Genomic DNA, 19,703 nt, shown 5'->3' on the forward strand with positions numbered 1-19,703 from the left:
GGACACCGCCGAACACAATTTAGTGAAACGCCCCCCGACACAGTCGGGGGGCGTTTCCATATTTACGCTCCGCGGGCTGTCGCAAAGATCTGGCCGGCGAGATGCGTTCCCGGTTTTGTTTGCTGTTGCGGGAAGTGGGGCGGAACTATACCGTTAAGCGGCAGTTAAGGTGCTTAACAGGAGGATTCGCGTGCACGCTCAACTTTGCCTGCCACTCGTCGCGAGTGTTGCAGCCGCCGGCCTGGTCGCGGGCGCACCCGTCGCGCCGTCGGCCGTCCCAGCGCACACGTCTGCCTTCACCCTCACGGGCAACGGCACGTCGCTCGGTGACGGTATCGCCTACATCATGGGCGGGACCGGGATGCCGCAACCGTCCGATCGGTATCTCGACGCGGTAGACGCGCTGTACCTGCAGCCCCACGGATTCACCGGGGAGCTGTTCTCTTTGTGGACCCCGGAGAACGTCAGTTCGACCTCCCAGGCGGTGGGCGGCCAGATCCTCTACAACGCGGTCATGGACCAGATCAACGGCGGCGACGTGGACGCCGACAGTCCAGTGGTGGTCTTCGGCTACTCGCAGAGTGCATCGATCTCGGTGCGCCTGATGGAGCGCTTGGCCGATGAAGGCGTATCCGACGACCTGGTGCGGTTCGTGCTGATCGGCTCGCCGGGAACGAGCGGCGTTCCCACTGACCTCTACCACACCGACGTCTACAACTATGAATACGATCCCGTCGCGTTCCAGCCGACGTACTTCAACCCGCTGGCTTATCTCAACGCGGCTTTGGGCTTCCTCTACGGGCATTCAGTGCTGTTGAGTGCGACTCCCGAGCAGGTGGCCTCGGCGATTGAACTGCCGACGTCAGACCCCGATTCGATGGCCAGCTTCTACATGATTCCCTCGGAGCTGCTCCCGATTCTGGCGCCCCTGCAGTTGATCCCCATTCTGGGGCAGCCCCTGTACGAGCTGCTGGAACCCGTCACCCGGATCCTGGTGAACCTCGGCTACGGCAATATCGAGAACGGCTGGCCGCCAGGAGACGTCGATGCGCCCGGCGGTTCCGCACTGTTCCCCAACGTCGACCTCGGCGAACTCATCTCTGCGCTGGGCAACGGTGTGCAGTCTGGAATCACCAACGCCATCGACACCTTGCTGGACCCCGACAACTACCAGATCATTCCGCTGATCGAACACCCCTCGCTGGCGGCGATCATCCAAGAGGGCTACATCGTGGGTGCTATCGACTCGCCGAACCCCACGTTCAGTGAAGCCCTGACTGGTTTGGTCGAGTTCTTCCAGGGTTTCACCGACACCACCGAATACCCGATGCCGGGCTAGGTGGCGAGCCGGCGCTCGAACCCCACCCGGTGACACCCCCGCTGCTCTTGCACGGGTATTTATTGCGCAGTAGCGTTCAGGTCTGACTCAGTAAATTTCTAGGAGGTTGGGCGTGCGCGACTTCTCTTGCCTACCGCTGGTGGCCGGCGTTGCGGCGGCGAGTGTTATGGCCGCCCCTCCGGTGGTGGCGTCGGCGGTGAGCACCCAGGTTCCTGCGGTCGTGCTGACCGGCAACGGAACGTCGTTGGGGGATGGCACCGCGTTCGTGATGGGCGGGACCGGCATTCCGCAGCCACCGCAGGCCTATCTGGATGCGATTGACGAGCTGTACCTGCAGCCCCACGGATTCGGCGGGGAGACGGTCTCGCTCTTCACGCCGGAGAATGTCAGCGACACATCGCGTGAAGTTGGTCTGCAGCTGCTCAAGAACGCGGTGGCCACCGAGCTCAACAGCGGGCAGGTGGACTCCGACAACCCGGTGGTGGTGTTCGGCTACTCGCAGAGTGCGGGAATCTCCGTGGGATTGATGCACTGGCTAGCCGAGAACGACGTCTCCAATGACCTCGTCCGTTTTGTGCTGATCGGCTCTACGGCTACCAACTACGTGCCTACCGACCTGTACCACACCGACGTCTACAACTACGAATACGACCCGGTCGCCTTCCGGCCGACGTACTTCAACCCGTTGTCCGATCTCAACTCCACCCTGGGCTTCATCTACGGGCACTCGGTGCTTCCGAGCGTGACACCCGAGCAGATCGCCTCGGCGATTGAGCTGCCTGTCTCGGACCCTGATTCGCTGACCACCTTCTACATGATTCCCTCGGAGATCTTGCCGCTGTTGGCTCCGCTGCAGTTGATCCCGATCCTGGGCCAGCCGCTCTACGAGCTGTTGGAGCCAGTCACTCGGATCCTGGTGAACCTGGGTTACGGCAGCATCGAGAACGGCTGGCCGCCGGGGGATGTCGATGCGCCGGCAGCTTCGGGATTCTTCCCCACCGATATCGACCTCGGCGAACTCTTCACCGCGCTGGGCAGGGCAGTGTTCGACGGGATCAGCAACTCGGTCAGCAGCTGGTTCGATCCCGACACCTACACGATCTACTCCCTCGAGGACCACCCGTCGTTGGCCGGGATCATCAACACCGGCTACCTCGCGGGCTACCTCGACTCCCCGAACCCGCCGTTGGACGAAGCGCTCGAGGGACTGGCCAACTTCTTGGCGGCGTTCACCGATACCACCCCGTACCCCATGCCCGACCCGGTGGACCTGCTGGGCGGATAGTTCTCTGTCAGAACAGGGTGGCGTGGCTGCGCCGGCGTTCTAGGTCCAGCAGCGATTTCTTACGGTCGATACCGCCCCCGTAGCCGGTGAGGCTGCCGTTGCTGCCGATGACGCGGTGGCACGGCACGATGATCGAGATCGGGTTGCGGCCGTTGGCCAAACCGACGGCACGCGACGCGGTGGGAGAACCGATCTGGCTGGCCAGCTCGCCATAGGACCGTGTCTGGCCGTAGGGAATGGTCAGCAGGGCGGTCCACACTCGGCGCTGGAAGTCGGTGCCCAGCAGCGCGTAGTCCACGTCGAACTCGGTGAGGTCGCCGGCGAAGTATGCCGACAGCTGTTGCGCCACATCGGAAAACGCGGTGTCGGCACGCCGCCAGCCGTTTCGGTCGGGAGCGTGGGCATGATCGAGCATGAGCAGGTGAGTGAGCCTGCCGTCGTCGCCGGCCAGGGTGAGTGGGCCGATCGGACTGTCGATCGTGCGGAAACACGTCATGCGATCTCCTTCGAGGCCGGGGGCCAATGGTTCACGGCGTGATCCAGGCTGGTCCACAGATGCTGGGTGGCATAGGAACGCCACGGCCGCCAGCGAGCACTGCGTTGGATCAGTGCCCGCGGCGTGTGGGGCAGTCCGTAGTGGCGGGCGGCCAGGTGAAGCCCCAGGTCGGTGGTGGGAAACGCGTCAGGGTCGCCCAACCCGCGCATGGCGATCACCTCGGCTGTCCAGGCCCCGACGCCCGGCAGCGCTCTGAGGTCGCGGCGGGCCTGTTCCCAGTCGCAACCGGCACTCAGGCCCAGGCTGCCGTCAGCCAGGCGGGAGACCAGGGTGAGCAGTGTTCGCCGGCGGGCCCGGGGAAGCGCGAGTTGCTCGGGATCGATGTCGGCGAGACGTTCCGCCGACGGAAAGACATGCGTGAGCCCGCCGTCGGGGTCGTCGATCTGTTGGCCATGGGCGACCACCAACCGCTGGGCATGGGTGCGTGCCGCTTTGGTCGACACCTGCTGGCTGAGGACCGCCCGCACCGCCAGCTCGGCTTCGTCGACGGTCCGTGGAATGCGCTGCCCCGGTGCCTTGGCCACCAGGGGAGCCAGGTCGGGGTCGGCGGTGAGGGCATCGACGACGGCTTCGGGGTCAGCGTCAAGGTCCAACAGTCGTCGGCAGCGGGTGATCGCGGCGGTGAGGTCGCGGAAGTCGTCGAGCACGAGTCGGCATCGGACATGGCGGGGAGCCGGGCGCAGGCTGACGATGCCGTTGCCGTGCGGCAGACGCAGGGTGCGCCGGAAAGCGCCGTCGCGTACCTCTTCGCAACCGGGCACCGCACAGGCGGCCAAGTGTCCGAACACGCCCTCGAACGCAAACGGGGTGCGCACCGGCAGGCGCAGCGACAGGGCGCCCGGGCCGGGGGCGTCGCGGTCGGACGAGGCTCGTGAGCGTGCGGCGGCGTTGCTGCGCAACACCGTTGGCGTCGTGGCGCACACGGCGCGGATGGTGTCGTTGAACTGCCGAATACTGGCGAAACCGGCGGCGAACGCGACATCACCCAACGGCAGGTCAGTGGTCTCGATCAGGACGCGGGCGGTCTGCGTGCGCTGGGCGCGGGCCAGTGCCAGCGGGCCGGCGCCGACCTCGGCTTGCAGCAACCGCTGCAATTGGCGGGCCGAGTAGCCGAGGTGGCCGGCAAGCCCGCCCACTCCCTCCCTATCGACCGTGCCGTCGGCGATCATGCGCATAGCCCGGCCCACGATGTCGCCCCGGATGTTCCATTCCGGAGAACCCGGCGCGGCGTCCGGGCGGCAACGCTTGCAGGCGCGGAAGCCGGCTCGCTGCGCTGCGGCAGCGGTGGGGTAGAACTCCACATTCGGTGGCAGCGGCGTACGCGCCGGGCAACTGGGCCGGCAATAGATGCCTGTCGTGCGCACCGCGGTGATGAACCAGCCGTCGAAGCGGGCGTCCTTGGACTGCACGGCGCGATAGCAGCGGTCGAAGTCGTCGTGCACGCCTTCAACGATGGCACGATGCGGCCGGCGACACTAGCGGAAAAACGACAGCGCAGTGCCGGGCCGTGCGCCGTGGCGGGGGCTAGCATCGGTTCGTGGCGGCGCTGGTGCAGCAGTACTTGGACGGGATCCTCGCCGAGCATGCCGGCGCCAACCATGGTGCCCTGGCCAGCTATATCCCCGAGCTCGCCCAGGTCGACCCGACGAAGTACGGCCTGGCGCTGTCGTCGTCGGACGGCTACGTCTACGAATGCGGCGATGCCGAGGTGCCGTTCACCATGCAGTCGATATCCAAGCCGTTCACCTACGCGCTTGCACTCGATCAGCTGGGGCAGACGGAGGTCGACGCGCGGATCGGCGTGGAGCCCTCCGGTGAGGGCTTCAACAAGATCAGCGTGGACCAGGTCACCAATGTGCCGAAGAACCCGATGATCAATGCTGGGGCGATCGTGGCCTGCTCCCTGATACCCGGGAAGACCATTGAAGACCGGTTCGATCTCGTCCGGGATTTCTTCAGCGCCTGCGCCGGACGCAGCCTGGAGTTTGACGACGGCGTATATCAGTCCGAGCGAGCCAGCGGCAGTCGCAATCGTGGGATCGCCTATCTGCTGGAGAGTTTCGGCGCACTGGGCGCCGACCCCGACGATGCCCTGGATCTCTATATCCGCCAGTGTTCGCTGAAGGTCACCAGCACCGACCTGGCTCGGATGGCCGCGACGCTGGCCCGCGGCGGTCTCAACCCCCTGACCGGGCGGCAGGTGACCGATGCCACGGTGGTACGGCGAACCCTGTCGGTGATGGTGACCTGCGGCATGTACGACGCCGCCGGTGCGTGGGTCAGTGCGGTCGGGATGCCGGCCAAGAGCGGTGTGGCCGGCGGCATCGTGGCGGTGCTGCCCGGACAGCTCGGTATCGGCGTCTATTCCCCGCGGATCGACGTCAGGGGCAACAGCGTGCGCGGGATGCTGGTGTGCCGCAGCCTGTCCCAACAGCTCGGCCTGCACTTCCTGACGGTGAGCAGTGAAGCGCATTCGGCGATCCGTGGGGTGTACACCCCACGTCCGGGCATTCGGGTCTACGAGGTGCACGGTGATCTTCTGTTCGCCGGAGCCGAACAGGTGGCTCGCACCGCGACCCGCGAATGTGGGGAGTTCGACACCGCCATCCTCGACGTCTCGCGGCTGCACACGATCAGCGAGCCGGCGCGAGGCCTGCTTGCGGGGCTCTCCGAGGAGTTGCGGGCACTGGACAAGCAGGGTCTGCTCGTCGATCCCAACGGATCGGTGACGCCCGATCCGGCGGGCCATGCCGGGCTGGTGTTCGCCACGGTCGAGGATGCGCTGGCGGCAACCGAGACGTGGGCAGAGTAGCCGGAGCTATAGCGGGCTGGCGAGCACGGTGGGCTGCTCGTAGCCGCGCAACACGATCGACTCACCCACGACCCAGTGGGCCTGCTCGCTGACGCTGGCCGCGTACATGGTTCTCGCGGTGGTCAATAGCTGCACGCGTTGGGTTTTGGCCAATTCACACAACCGGGCGGCCTCGTTGACCGGCTCGCCGATCACGGTGTACTCGAACCGCTCCTTGGCGCCGACGTTTCCAGCAACCACCTGTCCCGCGGCCACGCCGATACCGGCGCGGATCTCGGGCACTTCCTCGGCCAGGCGGTACAGGATGCCCCGGGCCGCGGCCAGGGCCTCATCCTCGGGCTGGTCGAGGTGGTTGGGGGCGCCGAAGATCGCCAGCGTGGCGTCGCCCTCGAACTTGTTGATCAGGCCCTGGTGGCGGTCGACCTCATCGACGACAACGGCAAAGAATCGGTTCAACAGACTGACGACTTCGGTCGCGGGCTTGGCTGTCACGATCTGTGTCGAGCCGACGATGTCGACGAAAATCACTGCGACGTGGCGCTCTTCGCCGCCAAGCTGGATTTGATCGCGTTCCGCGGCGGCCGCCACCTCGCGCCCGACGTGGCGGCCGAACAGATCGCGCACCCGCTCGCGCTCGCGCAGGCCGTGCACCATCGCGTTGAAACCGCTCTGGAGCTCGCCGAGTTCGGTTCCGTCGAACACCACGAGGTCACCTTGCAGATTGCCCTGCTCGACGCGCTTCAGAGCGGCGCGCACCACCCGGACCGGGGTCGCGGTGAGCCAGGACAGAATCAACATCAGCAGGAAGCCGAAGATCAGCGTCGTCACCGAGGCGGTCAGAACGGCGACCCCGAACTGGGTCAACGTCAGATTCTTGAGCACCACAGCGAAAAAGGCCGCTAGCGCGATACCCATGATCGGCACACCTGAGGTGAGAAACCAGACCAGCATCGTCCGGCCCATGATCCCGGACAGGATCCGCCGCGGAGGTGGGCCGGCGGCGAGCGCCTGGGCGGCCACCGGCCGCAAGGCGAACTCGGTGAACAGGTAGCAGGCGGTGGCCACCAGGATGCCGCAGACGCTCATGGTGAACCCGATGATCGGGATGAAGATCCTGTCGGCCAATCCGTAGAGCACGGTGAACATCACCGTCGCGACGCCCCATAGCGCCAGCACGACCTGCGCCACCCGCCACGGGGTCAGGAAGGCGTTGCGTTCGTCCTCGGGCGTCGGCCGCTGTTCCTTGATGGCCCAACGCAATTTCTTGATGGTGCGCCGGGTGATCACGTAGGTCCCGCCGATCAGCGCGGCCACCACGTAGGCCGGCACCAGCCCGAATGTGAGCCACGCCGGGGCGTCGTGGAACACGCTGGGAACCGGGAACGCCACCGTCACCAGCAGCACGTCCACGGCGACGCCCAGCAGATTCGTGCCCACCATGACGACGGTCAGGATGAACTGGATGCGAATCCGCCTTAGGTACTGGCTTTCGGACACCTGGCCCAGCAGCCAGGAGCCGTATTCCGGTGTCTCGGGCAGGCGACCGCTCTGACGGGTGAGCATCTCCAGCGCTCGGCCCAGGCGTTGTGCGGTTGTCTTCGGCGGCTTCATCGTGGCGTAAGAATAATTGCTCAGCGCTGCCCTTAAGGTGGATCGGATGCGACTAGTGATCGCCCAGTGCACCGTCGACTACGTCGGCAGGCTCACCGCGCACCTGCCCTCTGCCCGGCGACTGCTGCTGTTGAAGGCCGACGGCTCGGTCAGCGTGCATGCCGACGACCGTGCCTACAAACCACTGAACTGGATGAGTCCACCGTGTCGGCTCACTGAGGAGGTCGGTGGTGAGCTGCCGGTGTGGGTGGTGGCGAACAAGAGCGGCGATCAGCTCCGTATCACCATCGAGGACATCGAGCACGACTCCAGCCACGAGCTCGGTGTTGACCCCGGTCTGGTGAAAGACGGCGTCGAGGCGCAACTGCAGGCGCTGCTCGCCGAGCACGTCGAGCTGCTCGGCGAGGGCTACTCACTGGTGCGGCGGGAGTACATGACCGCCATCGGCCCGGTGGACCTCTTGTGCCGCGACGAACACGGCCGAGCGGTCGCCGTGGAGATCAAACGGCGCGGGGAGATCGACGGTGTGGAACAGCTCACGCGTTATCTGGAACTGCTCAACCGCGACAGCCTGCTGGCGCCGGTCAGCGGAGTATTCGCCGCCCAGCAGATCAAGCCCCAGGCCCGCACCCTGGCCACCGACCGCGGCATTCGTTGCCTGACACTGGATTATGACGCGATGCGCGGTATGACCAGCGATGAATACCGGCTTTTCTGATCTGCCCGCCGGAATACAAGCAGACGGCGTGGCGTTGCAGCCCGTCATGGCAGTCACCCCCCGATTCCAGGGCCTTTTCCAGCCCCTGACACTGCGCTCGCTGACCGTGCCCAATCGGTTCGCCATGGCGCCGATGACTCGTCAGGCCTCGCCGAACGGTATTCCTGGCGAAGACGTGGCGCAGTATTACCGGCGGCGGGCGGCGGGCGGCGTCGGACTGATCATCACCGAGGGCATCCGGCTGCCCGACCCGGCCGCGGGATTCCCGGCCAGCGTGCCGACGATCGCCGGCGATGAGGTGCTCGCCGGGTGGACTCGCGTGGTCGACAGCGTCCATGCCGAGGGGTCCACGATCGCCGCCCAGCTATGGCATCAGGGGGTGGAGCGCCGCGACGACGACGGGGTCCAGCCCGTCGGCCCGTCGGGCGTCGACGGCCACGGTGAGCCGCGTGGCCGCGCGTTGCACTCCGACGAGCTCGCAGAGATCGCCCAGCAGTACGCCGACAGTGCCGCCACCGCCCGCGACATCGGCTTCGATGCGGTCGAGATCCACGGCGCCCACGGCTACCTGTTGGACGAATTCTTCTGGGAGCGCACCAACTTGCGCACCGACGGCTACGGCGGATCACTGGCAGCGCGCACCCGGTTCCCAGCTGAAGTGGTCGCGGCCGTCCGTGCGGCGGTCGGCCCGGACTATCCGATCCTCTTCCGTTTCTCGCAATGGAAGGGCGTGGACTACGCGGCGACCATCGCCGATGATCCGTCGCAGCTTCAGGAACTGCTGGCGCCGCTGGTCGAGGCGGGCGTGGACGCACTGCATCCGTCGACGCGCAGGTACTACGGGCCCGGATTCCCGGAACATGACAGTGATTTGAGCCTCGCCGGGTGGACCAAAAAGGTCACCGGAAAACCGGTCATCGCGGTGGGATCGGTCGGATTGGAGACCCAGTTCCGCAGCGAGAAGCGGGGGCAGGTGATTGCGCCGGCTCCCATCGACCGGGTGGTGGAGCAGTTCGAGGCCGGCGAATTCGACATTGTCGCGATCGGGCGCGCGCTGCTGGCCGACCCGAACTGGGTGAATCGCCTCCGCGACGGCGAGCTGGACGGCTTCACCGGCTACGACGCGGCGGCCGCACTGTCCAAACTGGCCTGATGCTGGGTCATTAGGCTGGTCGGTATGGCTCGTCGTCGCAGTTCCTCGCGTCGGCAACAGCCGTTAGGGCCATTGCCGCTGCACCAACGCGTGGAGACCGGCCCCGACGGCTACGACTACATCGTCGTGCCGATTGCGGGCTCGCGCGCCCTCAAGGTCTACCGTTGCCCGGGTTGCGACCATGAAATCCGTTGCGGAATCGCCCATGTGGTGGTGTGGCCGGCCGGGCACGGCGGTTCGGCGGACGAGGATCGGCGGCACTGGCACACGCCGTGTTGGGCGAACAGCAGCAACCGGAGTCCGACCCGGAAGTGGTCCTAGTCGCTCAGTGCGCTTCGGCGTTCGCGGCCGGCTCGACCAGCTCGACCAGCACGCCGCCGGCGTCCTTGGGGTGGATGAAATTGATCCGCGAGTTCGACGTGCCACGCCGCGGTGCCTCATAGAGAAGCCGGACACCCTGCTCACGCAGCCGCTCGGAGAGCGCGTCGATATCACTGGTCCGGTAGGCCAGCTGCTGCAGACCGGGGCCGCGCTTGTCCAGGAACTTCGCGATCGTCGAGGACTCGTCGATCGGGGCCATCAGCTGAATCTGTGCGCTGCCGACGGGGGCGCCGCGCACCGCAAGCATCGCCTCGACGATGCCCTGCTCCTCGTTGGTCTCCTCGTGCAGCACGATCATCCCGAGCTTGTCGTGGTACCACTTCTTGGCCACTTCCAGGTCCGGGACCGCGATACCGACGTGGTCGACCGCCGTCACCAAGGCCGAGGCCAGGGCGGGGCGTACCTCACAAGGTTCAGCGACGGATTCGGTGGTCATAACGTAACGGTAACCTGGGCGGAAACATCGTGCTGCGCCGACCGGAAAGATCGGCCTTTCAGACCCGCCCGGGAGGTAGTCATGACGACATCGGTGATCGTTGCTGGGGCTCGGACCCCGATCGGCCGGTTGATGGGTTCGCTGAAGGATTTCTCCGGCAGCGACCTGGGTGCTGTGGCCATTGCGGGGGCGCTGGAGAAGGCGCAGGTACCGGCATCGCTGGTGCAGTACGTGATCATGGGCCAGGTGCTGACCGCGGGGGCCGGCCAGATGCCGGCTCGGCAGGCGGCGGTGGGCGCGGGCATCGGCTGGGATGTGCCGACACTGACCATCAACAAGATGTGTCTGTCGGGAATCAACGCCATCGCCATGGCTGACCAGCTCATTCGCGCCGGCGAGTTCGATGTGGTGGTGGCCGGCGGCCAGGAGTCCATGAGCAAGGCACCGCACCTGCTGCTGGACAGCCGGTCGGGCTACAAGTACGGCGATGTGACGGTGCGCGACCACCTCGCCTACGACGGCCTGCACGACGTTTTCACCGACCAGCCGATGGGTGCGCTCACCGAGCAGCGCAACGACGAGGACAAGTTCACGCGCGCTGAGCAGGACGAGTTTGCGGCCGAGTCGCACCGCAGGGCCGCGGCTGCCTGGAAGGACGGCGTTTTCGCCGACGAGGTGGTGCCGGTGAAGATCCCGCAGCGTAAAGGGGATCCGCTGGAGTTCACCGAGGACGAGGGCATCCGGGCCAACACCACCGCCGAGTCGCTGTCCGGGCTCAAGCCGGCGTTCCGCAAGGACGGCACCATCACCGCGGGCTCGTCGTCGCAGATCTCCGACGGCGCCGCCGCGGTGGTCGTGATGAGCAAGGCGAAGGCGCAAGAGTTGGGTCTGGACTGGCTGTGTGAGATCGGCGCCCACGGCGTGGTGGCCGGGCCGGATTCGACCCTGCAGTCCCAGCCGGCCAACGCCATCAAGAAGGCGGTCGAGCGCGAGGGGATCTCGGTCGACCAACTCGACGTGGTGGAGATCAACGAGGCCTTTGCCGCGGTGTCGCTGGCTTCGACCCGGGAGCTGGGGCTGAACGGCGACGTCGTCAATGTGCACGGCGGCGCGATCGCGGTGGGGCACCCGATCGGGATGTCCGGGGCGCGGATCACCTTGCACGCCGCCCTGGAGCTCAAGCGGCGCGGTTCGGGCTATGCGGTGGCCGCGCTGTGCGGTGCCGGCGGCCAGGGCGACGCGCTGATCCTGCGCGCGGGGTAACGGCTTCCCTACGGTTGCGTAGGTTGCTGGCGCGGGCTGTTTCGGCGCCGCGACACCCGGGTGTGATCTTGGTCATAGCGCGGTGGTTGTGGGCGAAAGCGGCCGTCGGCGGCGCAGCGGGGACGACGTGACAGACTTGACGGCGTGACTCGTCCTCGACCCCCGATCGGCCCGGCGTTGGCCGGAGCAGTGGATTTGTCCGGCCTGAAGAAGCCGGCTCAATCCGGCGCCACCGCCGCGAAGGCCCCGGCTCCCCCTGGTGCCACCGAGATCACCGAGGCCAACTTCGAAGACGAGGTGCTGGTCCGGTCCAATCAAGTGCCGGTGGTGGTGCTGCTGTGGTCACCGCGCAGCGAAGCCTGCATTCAGCTGGCCGACACCCTGGCGGCGCTGGCCCAAGACGACAACGCCGACGGCGCACCCAAGTGGGCGCTGGCAACCGTCAATGTCGACGTGGCCCCGCGGGTGGCGCAGGTGTTCGGGGTGGACGCGGTGCCGACCGTGGTGGCGCTGGCCGCCGGACAACCGATCACCAGTTTTCAGGGGTCCCAGCCGCCGGACCAGCTGCGCCGCTGGGTGGACTCGCTGGTGTCGGCCACCGCGGGCAAGCTCGCCGGCGGCGGCGACGCTGAGCAGCCCGAGCAGGTGGACCCGGTGCTGGCGCAGGCCCGCGACCACCTCGATGCCGGTGACTTCCAAGCGGCGCGAGCCTCTTACCAGGCGTTGCTGGACACCGACCCCAACCACGTCGAGGCCAAGGGGGCGCTGCGCCAGCTCACCTTCCTGGAGCGCGCGACCGGGCGGCAACCCGATGCGCCGGCGCAGGCCGACGCCGACCCGGGCAACATCGAGGCCGCCTTCGCAGCCGCGGACGTGCAGATCCTCAACCAGGACGTCACCGCGGCGTTCGACCGGCTGATCGCGCTGGTGCGACGGACCGCCGGTGACGAGCGGGCCGCGGTGCGGACCCGGCTGGTGGAACTGTTCGAGCTGTTCGACCCCGCCGATCCGGAGGTCGTCGCCGGACGGCGCAATCTGGCCAACGCGCTCTACTGAGCCCGCGTTATGGCCCGCTCGGCGCTACTCGGGTGCCAGCCACACCGCCGACAAGGCGGGTAACACCAGCACCGCCGAGGCCGGCCGGCCGTGCCACGGTTCATCGGTGGCCTCGACGCCGCCTAAGTTGCCCTCGCCCCAGCCGCGGTAGCCGACCGCATCGGTGTTGAGCACCTCACGCCAGCGGCCCGCCCGGGGCAACCCCAGGTGGTAATCGGCGTGGGTGACCCCGGCGAAGTTGAATACGCAGGCCAGCACCGAACCGTCGGTGCCGTAGCGCAGGAAGCTCAGCACGTTGTTGGCCGAGTCGTTGGCGTCGATCCAGGAGTAGCCCCGCGGGTCGGCATCCTGGGTCCACAGGGCGGGCAGGGCGCGGTAATGGGCGTTGAGGTCACTGACCAGCCGCAGAATGCCGGGGGAGTAGCCGTCAGGCTCGATCCGGGGGTCGAGCTGAAACCAGTCGACGCCGCGCTCGTTGCACCACTCGGCGCGCTGGCCGAACTCCTGGCCCATGAACAGCAATTGCTTGCCGGGATGCGCCCACTGGTAGGCCAGCAGGGCGCGCAGACCGGCGGCCCTGTGGTGGTCGTCGCCGGGCATCCTGGACCACAGCGTGCCCTTGCCGTGCACCACCTCGTCATGGCTGACCGGCAGCACGTAGTTCTCGCTGAATGCGTAGAGCATCGAGAACGTCATGTTGTGGTGGTGGTAGCTGCGGTGCACCGGATCGTGGCCGAGGTAGGCCAGGGTGTCGTGCATCCAGCCCATGTTCCACTTCATTGAAAAACCCAGTCCGCCAAGGCTGGTGTCGCGGGTGACTCCCGGCCAGGAGGTGGACTCCTCGGCGATGGTCACGATGCCCGGCGCGACCCGGTGGGTGGTCGCGTTCAGCTCCTGCAGGAACTGCACCGCCTCCAGGTTCTCTCGGCCGCCGTGGATGTTGGGGGTCCATCCGCCGTGCGGACGCGAATAGTCCAGGTAGAGCATCGATGCGACGGCATCCACCCGCAGCCCGTCCACGTGGAACTCGGTCAGCCAGTACAGCGCGTTGGCGACCAGGAAGTTGCGTACCTCCGGGCGGCCGAAGTCGAACACGTAGGTGCCCCAGTCGAGTTGCTCCCCGCGATGCGGATCGGAGTGCTCGTAGAGCGGGGTCCCATCGAATCGGCCCAGCGCCCAGTCGTCCTTGGGGAAATGCGCCGGCACCCAGTCCACGATGACGCCGATGCCGGCCCCGTGCAGCGCGTCGACCAGTGCCCGAAAGTCGTCGGGGGTGCCGAAGCGCGCGGTCGGGGCGTAATACGACGTCACCTGGTATCCCCAAGACCCACCGAACGGGTGCTCTGCCACCGGCAGCAGTTCGACGTGGGTGAAGCCCTGCTGGACAACGTATTCGGTCAGTTCGACGGCCAACTGGCGGTAGCTGAGCCCGGGTCGCCAAGAGCCCAGATGGACCTCGTAGGTGCTCATCGGCTCGCTCACCGGGTCGCGCTTGCAGCGCTGGGCCATCCAGTCCGCGTCGTTCCAGGTGTAGTCGCTGAACGTCACCATCGATGCGGTGCGCGGTGGCACCTCGGTGGCGTAGGCGAACGGATCGGCGCGCTCGGTGACGGCGCCGTCGGCCCCGTGGATACGGAATTTGTAGAGGCCGGCGGTGGGGAAGTCCGGCCAGAACAGTTCCCAGATCCCCGAAGAGCCCAGTGACCGCAGCGGGGCGTCGTCGCCGGTCCAGCCGTTGAAGTCGCCGATCAGGCTCACCCCGGTGGCGTTGGGTGCCCACACCGCGAAGGACACGCCGGACACCTCGCCGTCGGGAGTGGTGAAGCTGCGGTGCTGAGCCCCCATCACTTGCCAGAGACGTTCGTGGCGTCCTTCGGCGAACAGGTACAGGTCGAAATCGCCCAGGGTCGGGGCGAATCGATACCCGTCGGCGACCGTGTGCACCCCGGTGGGTTCGGCGAACTCGGCCGTCTCCGGATAGTGCACCTCCAGGCGGTAGTCGATGAGGTCGGTGAACGGCAGGGCAGCGGCGAACAACCCGGAGCCCAGGTCGCGCATGGTGAAGCGCTCGGTACCGACGAGCACCACCACGCGCCGAGCGCGTGGGCGCAACGCCCGGATGACGGTGGTTTTGCCGTACTCGTGAGCGCCCAGGACGGAGTGCGGATCGTGGTGTTCACCGGCACGTAGCCGAGCCAGGTCGGCAGGGTGGGGTGCCAGGTGTGGGGTCACGGTGCTCATCAGCGGCGCAGCATCTCGGTTCGGGCACCGGCGTTGATCGGCGGCATGGTGACGATGTGGGCGACCGCGTGTGCCGGGTCCAAGCGCACATAGTTGTCCTGGCCCCAGTTGTAGTCCTCGCCGCTGATCTGATCACGTACCCAGAAGCGTTGGTAGTCAGGCATTCCCAGCGCCCACATGTCCAGGTGTAGTGTCGCCTGCTCGGCGCCGAACGGGTTCAGCGTGACCACCACCAGCACGGTGTCGCCGGTGGCCGGGTCGAACTTGCTGTAGGCCAGCAGCGCGTCGTTGTCGACATGGTGGAAGTGCACGGTGCGCAGCTGGTTGAACGCCGGGTGCAGTCGGCGAATCTCGTTGAGCCGCGCGATGAACGGTTCTAGGGAGCGGCCTTCGGCGATGGCGCCGGCGAAGTCGCGGGGCCGAAGTTCGTATTTCTCCGAATCGAGGTACTCCTCGCTGCCTTCATGGACCGCACGGTCCTCGAACAACTCGAATCCGGAGTAGACGCCCCACGCCGGACCCAGTGTCGCCGCCAGAACTGCGCGGATGGCGAACATCCCGGGGCCGCCGTGTTGCAGGCTGGCGTGCAGGATGTCAGGGGTGTTGACGAACAGGTTCGGCCGGCGGAAGTCGGCGAGTTCGGCGATCTGCCGTCCGAACTCGGTGAGCTCGGATTTCGTTGTCCGCCAGGTGAAGTAGGAGTAGGACTGGGTGAATCCCAGCTTGGCCAGGCCGTACTGGCGCGCCGGCGGGGTGAACGCCTCGGACAGGAACAGCACATCCGGGTCGATATTCTTGACGGCGGCGATCAACCACAGCCAGAAGTCCGGGGGCTTGGTGTGCGGGTTGTCCACCCGAAAGATCCTCACCCCGTGGTCCATCCAGAATCGGACCACCCGCAGCACCTCCGCGTACAGGCCGGCCGGATCGTTGTCGAAATTCAGCGGGTAGATGTCCTGGTACTTCTTCGGCGGGTTCTCCGCGTAGGCGATGGTGCCATCGGGCAGTTCGGTGAACCATTCCCGGTGCTGGGTGGCCCACGGATGATCGGGTGCGCACTGCAGCGCCAGGTCCAGGGCAACCTCCAGGTCGAGCCGGTGGGCCGCGGCGACGAAGTCGTCGAAGTCACCGATGTCGCCCAGTGCCGGATGTACCGCGTCGTGGCCGCCCTCGGCGCTGCCGATGGCCCACGGCGAACCCACGTCGCCGGGTTGGGCGGTCGCGGAGTTGTTGCGGCCCTTGCGGTGTACTCGCCCGATGGGGTGAACTGGCGGCAGGTACACCACATCGAAGCCCATCGCCGCGATCCGGGGCAGTGCCGCGGCTGCCGTGGCGAACGTACCGTGCACGGGACGTCCCTCGGCGTCCCAGCCGCCGGTCGAGCGGGGGAACATCTCGTACCACGCGCCGCCTCGTGCCAGCGGCCGATCCACCCACACCTGGTGCTCGACGCCGGCGGTGACCAGCTCACGCAGCGGGTAGCGGGTCAGCAGCTCGTCGAGCTCGGAGGACAGTGCCGGCGCCGCTCGCGACACCGGATCGCCTGAAGCGCGCAACGCCGCGGCCGCCGCCAGCACCGGTTTACGTAGTGCGGTCGGTACCCCGGCCGCGGCGCGGTCGAACAACTCGGCGCCGATCACCAGGTCGTTGGACAGTTCGGCCGCGGCTTGGCCGGCGTCCAATTTGGCGGTCACCGCGTGCCGCCAGCTCTGCAACGGATCCCCCCAGCCCTCGACGCGGAACGTCCACAGGCCGACTGCGTCGGGGGTGAAGGCACCGTGGAAGACGTAGGCGTCGAACCCGGTGTGCATGGGCAGCTGCAGTGCTGAGCCCGCGGCGGCCGGTGGGGAATCACCGGGCAGCGGATAGCGGCGCCCCACGTAGCGCACCACCAACGTCGCCGCGACGGCTTCGTGGCCTTCACGCCAGACGGTGGCCTTGACCGGTACGGTCTCACCGACCACCGCCTTGGCCGGGTAACGGCCGCACGAGACGACCGGCTCGACATCGTCGACCTCGACTCGGCCAGCCACCACACTCCTTCGTCGTTGGGCTGTATGCGCCCACGGTAGCTGTCCAGTGACGTCTACCGGAATCAAGCGAGGTGTTCGCAACCGAATCGTCAGGTCTGTTCGTCAGGCTCCGCTTCGGTAAGGTGGTGAGGCGTGAAGGCCCTCCGCCGGTTCACCGTTCGCGCCCACCTTCCCGAGAGGCTGCTGGCACTCGAGCAGCTGTCGATGAACCTCCGCTGGTCATGGGAGCAGCCGACTCAGGAACTCTTCGCCGCCATCGACCCCGAATTGTGGGACGGGTGCGCGCGCGACCCGGTTGCGCTGCTGGGGGCGGTCAGTCCCGCGCGGCTCGAAGAGCTGGCCGCCGACCCGGAGTTCACCGCCCGGCTCGATGCGCTGTCTGCCGATCTCACGGCATACCTGACGCTGCCGAGGTGGTACCAGCGCCAGCAGGAGGACGGGGCGGCGCTGCCGACGGCGGTCGCGTACTTCTCGATGGAATTCGGTGTCGCCGAAGCTCTGCCCAACTACTCGGGCGGTCTGGGGATCCTGGCCGGGGATCACCTCAAGTCGGCGTCGGACCTCGGCGTGCCGCTGATCGCAGTGGGCCTGTACTACCGGTCCGGATATTTCCGTCAAGCGCTGACCGCCGACGGCTGGCAGCGCGAAACCTATCCGGCACTGGACCCGCAGGGGCTGCCGCTGCGACTGCTCGTCGATACCGACAGCCGACCGGTGCTGATCGACGTGGCGCTGCCCGGCGCCGGCCGGTTGCGGGCCCGGATCTGGGTCGCGCAGGTGGGCCGTGTGCCGTTGCTGCTGCTGGATTCCGATATCGGTGAGAACCCACACCAGCTGCGCGGGATCACCGACCGGCTGTACGGCGGGGACCAGGAGCACCGGATCCGTCAGGAGATTCTGGCTGGAATCGGCGGTGTGCGGGCGATCCGCGAATTCACCCGTCTGCAGAACATGCCCGCGCCCGAGGTCTTTCACATGAACGAGGGGCACGCGGGCTTCCTCGGCATCGAACGCATCCGCGAGCTGATGGCCGAGCAGGGTCTGGATTTCGACACCGCGCTGGCGGTGGTCCGTTCGGCGACGGTGTTCACCACCCACACCCCGGTGCCGGCCGGAATCGATCGGTTTCCCGCCGACATGGTCTGCCGCTATTTCGATGACAGCGGTGATGCTCTGGTCGCCGGGGTGCCCACCGAGCGGATCATGGAACTGGGCGTGGAACCCGATCCCGGCATGTTCAACATGGCCCACATGGGGCTGCGGCTGGCGCAGCGCGCCAATGGCGTCTCTCGGTTGCACGGTCGGGTCAGCCGGGTCATGTTCAACGATCTGTGGCCCGGGTTCGACGGCGACGAGGTGCCGATCGGGTCGATCACCAACGGCGTGCACGCGCCGAGTTGGGCGGCGCCGCCGTGGCTGCAGCTCAGTCGCGACGTGGCCGCTCCCGACTCGTTCAGCGAGCCCGCCGCCTGGCAACGCCTGCAGCAGGTCGATCCCGTCACCCTGTGGTCCATCCGCTCGCAGCTGCGGGCACTGCTCGTCGACGAGGTCCGGTTGCGACTGCTGAAGTCCGGGCTGGAACGCGGTTCTTCAGAGGCCGAGTTGGGCTGGATCGCTTCGGCATTCGACCCGGACGTGCTGACCATTGGCTTCGCCCGGCGGGTGCCGACCTACAAGCGGCTGACGCTGATGCTGCGTGATCCCGACCGATTGGAGCAACTGCTGCTCGATGAGCAGCGCCCCATCCAGTTGATCGTCGCCGGCAAGTCCCATCCGGCCGACGAAGACGGAAAGGCGCTGATTCAGCAGGTGGTGCGGTTCGCCGACCGCCCTGAGGTACGGCACCGCATCGCGTTCCTGCCCGACTACGATATGTCGATGGCGCGTCGGCTCTACGCCGGATGCGATGTCTGGCTGAACAATCCGCTGCGCCCGTTGGAGGCCTGCGGTACCTCGGGGATGAAGAGCGCGCTCAACGGCGGGCTGAACCTGTCGATTCGCGACGGCTGGTGGGACGAGTGGTTCGATGGGCAGAACGGCTGGGCGATTCCCACCGCGGACGGCGTCGCCGACGAGAATCGGCGCGACGATCTGGAAGCCGCGGCGCTCTATGACCTGCTGGCGTCATCGGTGGTGCCGAAGTTCTACGAGCGCGACGAGAGCGGCGTGCCGTCGCGCTGGATGGAGATGGTGCACCACACCCTGCAGACGCTGGGACCGAAAGTGCTGGCGTCGCGGATGGTGCACGACTACGTCCAGCAGTGTTATGCGCCGGCCGCACAGTCCTTGCAGCGGACCTGCGAGCCGATCGACGGGGTGCCCTTCGGTGCGGCACGTCAGTTGGCCGGCTACCGGCGTCGAGCGGAAGCGGCCTGGCCGCACATCCAGATCACTGACGTCGACAGCACTGGGCTGCCCGACGCCCCCTGGCTGGGCTCGGAGTTGACGTTGACCGCCTCGGTACGCCTGGCTGGGTTGCGGCCCGACGAGGTGGTGGTGCAGGCGGTGCTGGGCCGGGTGGATTCCGCTGACACCCTGCTCGGTCCGGTCACCGTGGCGATGTCACACGCCCACACCGACGCTGACGGCACGGAAGTCTTCTCCACGACCAGTCGGCTACCGGTGGCCGGGGCGGTGGGCTACACCGTGCGGGTGCTGCCGTGCCATCCGTTGCTGTCCGGCGATGCCGAACTGGGACTGGTGACCTTGGCCTGAGAGTTGCGGTAAGGGGCAGCGTGAGCTTTCCCGTCGATGAGATTGCGCTCAGGGCTGCGATTCGTCGAAATCTACGACCTTCAGTGCAATCTGAACGGCTTTCC

Annotated in this window: 14 protein-coding genes and 1 pseudogene; 9 read left to right on the forward strand and 6 right to left on the reverse strand. The window is 67.0% G+C overall.

From position 1 onward, the window contains the following. The first annotated feature begins 190 nt into the window (after nt 1–190). Nucleotides 191–1,339, forward strand: coding sequence for a PE-PPE domain-containing protein (locus tag N416_RS0117780; RefSeq protein ID WP_024443453.1), 1,149 nt, complete (start codon nt 191–193; stop codon nt 1,337–1,339). Nucleotides 1,340–1,451: 112 nt separating this feature from the next. Next, entirely contained in the window at nt 1,452–2,624 is a 1,173-nt protein-coding gene (locus N416_RS0117785; RefSeq protein WP_231384347.1) for a PE-PPE domain-containing protein, read from the forward strand. A 46-nt stretch (nt 2,625–2,670) separates the two neighbouring features. Here the strand turns inward: N416_RS0117785 and N416_RS0117790 are convergent. Both N416_RS0117790 and N416_RS0117795 read right to left on the reverse strand, forming a co-directional pair. Continuing rightward, nucleotides 2,671–3,120, reverse strand: a pseudogene (locus N416_RS0117790) (methylated-DNA--[protein]-cysteine S-methyltransferase); the annotation flags it as partial. Next, nucleotides 3,117–4,622: a DNA-3-methyladenine glycosylase 2 family protein gene (locus tag N416_RS0117795; protein WP_024443456.1), complete on the reverse strand. Its 1,506-nt coding sequence runs from the start codon at nt 4,620–4,622 to the stop codon at nt 3,117–3,119. The gene N416_RS0117795 and the pseudogene N416_RS0117790, both read right to left, overlap by 4 nt. A 95-nt stretch (nt 4,623–4,717) precedes the next feature. Here N416_RS0117795 and glsA point away from each other — a divergent pair, with 95 nt between their 5' ends. Further along, nucleotides 4,718–5,992 carry a glutaminase A gene (gene glsA / locus N416_RS0117800; RefSeq protein WP_024443457.1) on the forward strand — a complete coding sequence of 425 codons (1,275 nt, stop codon included), beginning with the start codon at nt 4,718–4,720 and terminating at the stop codon, nt 5,990–5,992. Nucleotides 5,993–5,998: 6 nt separating this feature from the next. Here the strand turns inward: glsA and N416_RS0117805 are convergent, their stop codons facing one another. After that, on the reverse strand, nt 5,999–7,603 hold the full coding sequence (locus N416_RS0117805) for an adenylate/guanylate cyclase domain-containing protein (RefSeq protein ID WP_024443458.1): 1,605 nt from the start codon (nt 7,601–7,603) through the stop codon (nt 5,999–6,001). Nucleotides 7,604–7,649: 46 nt separating this feature from the next. Here N416_RS0117805 and nucS point away from each other — a divergent pair, with 46 nt between their 5' ends. From nucS to N416_RS23975, 3 genes are read left to right on the forward strand one after another with little or no spacing between them, the layout of a single operon-like run. Further along, nucleotides 7,650–8,321 carry an endonuclease NucS gene (gene nucS / locus N416_RS0117810; RefSeq protein WP_024443459.1) on the forward strand — a complete coding sequence of 224 codons (672 nt, stop codon included), beginning with the start codon at nt 7,650–7,652 and terminating at the stop codon, nt 8,319–8,321. Between the two features lie 46 nt (nt 8,322–8,367). Next, nucleotides 8,368–9,474 (forward strand): NADH:flavin oxidoreductase, encoded by a 1,107-nt coding sequence (locus N416_RS0117815; protein WP_024443460.1) that lies wholly within the window; start codon nt 8,368–8,370, stop codon nt 9,472–9,474. Nucleotides 9,475–9,498: 24 nt separating this feature from the next. Next, nucleotides 9,499–9,795 carry a hypothetical protein gene (locus N416_RS23975; protein WP_024443461.1) on the forward strand — a complete coding sequence of 99 codons (297 nt, stop codon included), beginning with the start codon at nt 9,499–9,501 and terminating at the stop codon, nt 9,793–9,795. Nucleotides 9,796–9,799: 4 nt separating this feature from the next. Here N416_RS23975 and mce read toward each other — a convergent pair whose 3' ends face one another. Then, nucleotides 9,800–10,291 carry a methylmalonyl-CoA epimerase gene (gene mce / locus N416_RS0117825; RefSeq protein WP_024443462.1) on the reverse strand — a complete coding sequence of 164 codons (492 nt, stop codon included), beginning with the start codon at nt 10,289–10,291 and terminating at the stop codon, nt 9,800–9,802. 81 nt (nt 10,292–10,372) lie between these two features. Between mce and N416_RS0117830 the strand changes: the two genes are divergently transcribed. Both N416_RS0117830 and N416_RS0117835 read left to right on the forward strand, forming a co-directional pair. Continuing rightward, nucleotides 10,373–11,554, forward strand: a complete 1,182-nt coding sequence (locus N416_RS0117830) for an acetyl-CoA C-acetyltransferase (RefSeq protein ID WP_024443463.1) — start codon at nt 10,373–10,375, stop codon at nt 11,552–11,554. Between the two features lie 144 nt (nt 11,555–11,698). Then, nucleotides 11,699–12,610 carry a tetratricopeptide repeat protein gene (locus N416_RS0117835; protein WP_024443464.1) on the forward strand — a complete coding sequence of 304 codons (912 nt, stop codon included), beginning with the start codon at nt 11,699–11,701 and terminating at the stop codon, nt 12,608–12,610. Between the two features lie 24 nt (nt 12,611–12,634). Here the strand turns inward: N416_RS0117835 and glgB are convergent, their stop codons facing one another. Both glgB and N416_RS0117845 read right to left on the reverse strand, forming a co-directional pair. Continuing rightward, the gene (gene glgB / locus N416_RS0117840) at nt 12,635–14,851 is read right to left on the reverse strand and encodes a 1,4-alpha-glucan branching protein GlgB (protein WP_024443465.1); all 2,217 of its coding nucleotides are present in this window, start codon (nt 14,849–14,851) and stop codon (nt 12,635–12,637) included. Further along, nucleotides 14,851–16,884: a maltotransferase domain-containing protein gene (locus N416_RS0117845; protein ID WP_036458480.1), complete on the reverse strand. Its 2,034-nt coding sequence runs from the start codon at nt 16,882–16,884 to the stop codon at nt 14,851–14,853. The genes glgB and N416_RS0117845 overlap by 1 nt, the downstream gene beginning before the upstream one ends. A gap of 132 nt (nt 16,885–17,016) precedes the next feature. Between N416_RS0117845 and glgP the strand changes: the two genes are divergently transcribed. Continuing rightward, nucleotides 17,017–19,599, forward strand: coding sequence for an alpha-glucan family phosphorylase (glgP, locus tag N416_RS0117850; RefSeq protein ID WP_024443467.1), 2,583 nt, complete (start codon nt 17,017–17,019; stop codon nt 19,597–19,599). Nucleotides 19,600–19,703: the final 104 nt, after the last annotated feature.

The organism is Mycobacterium sp. UM_WGJ (assembly GCF_000455125.1).
Lineage (GTDB): Bacteria > Actinomycetota > Actinomycetes > Mycobacteriales > Mycobacteriaceae > Mycobacterium.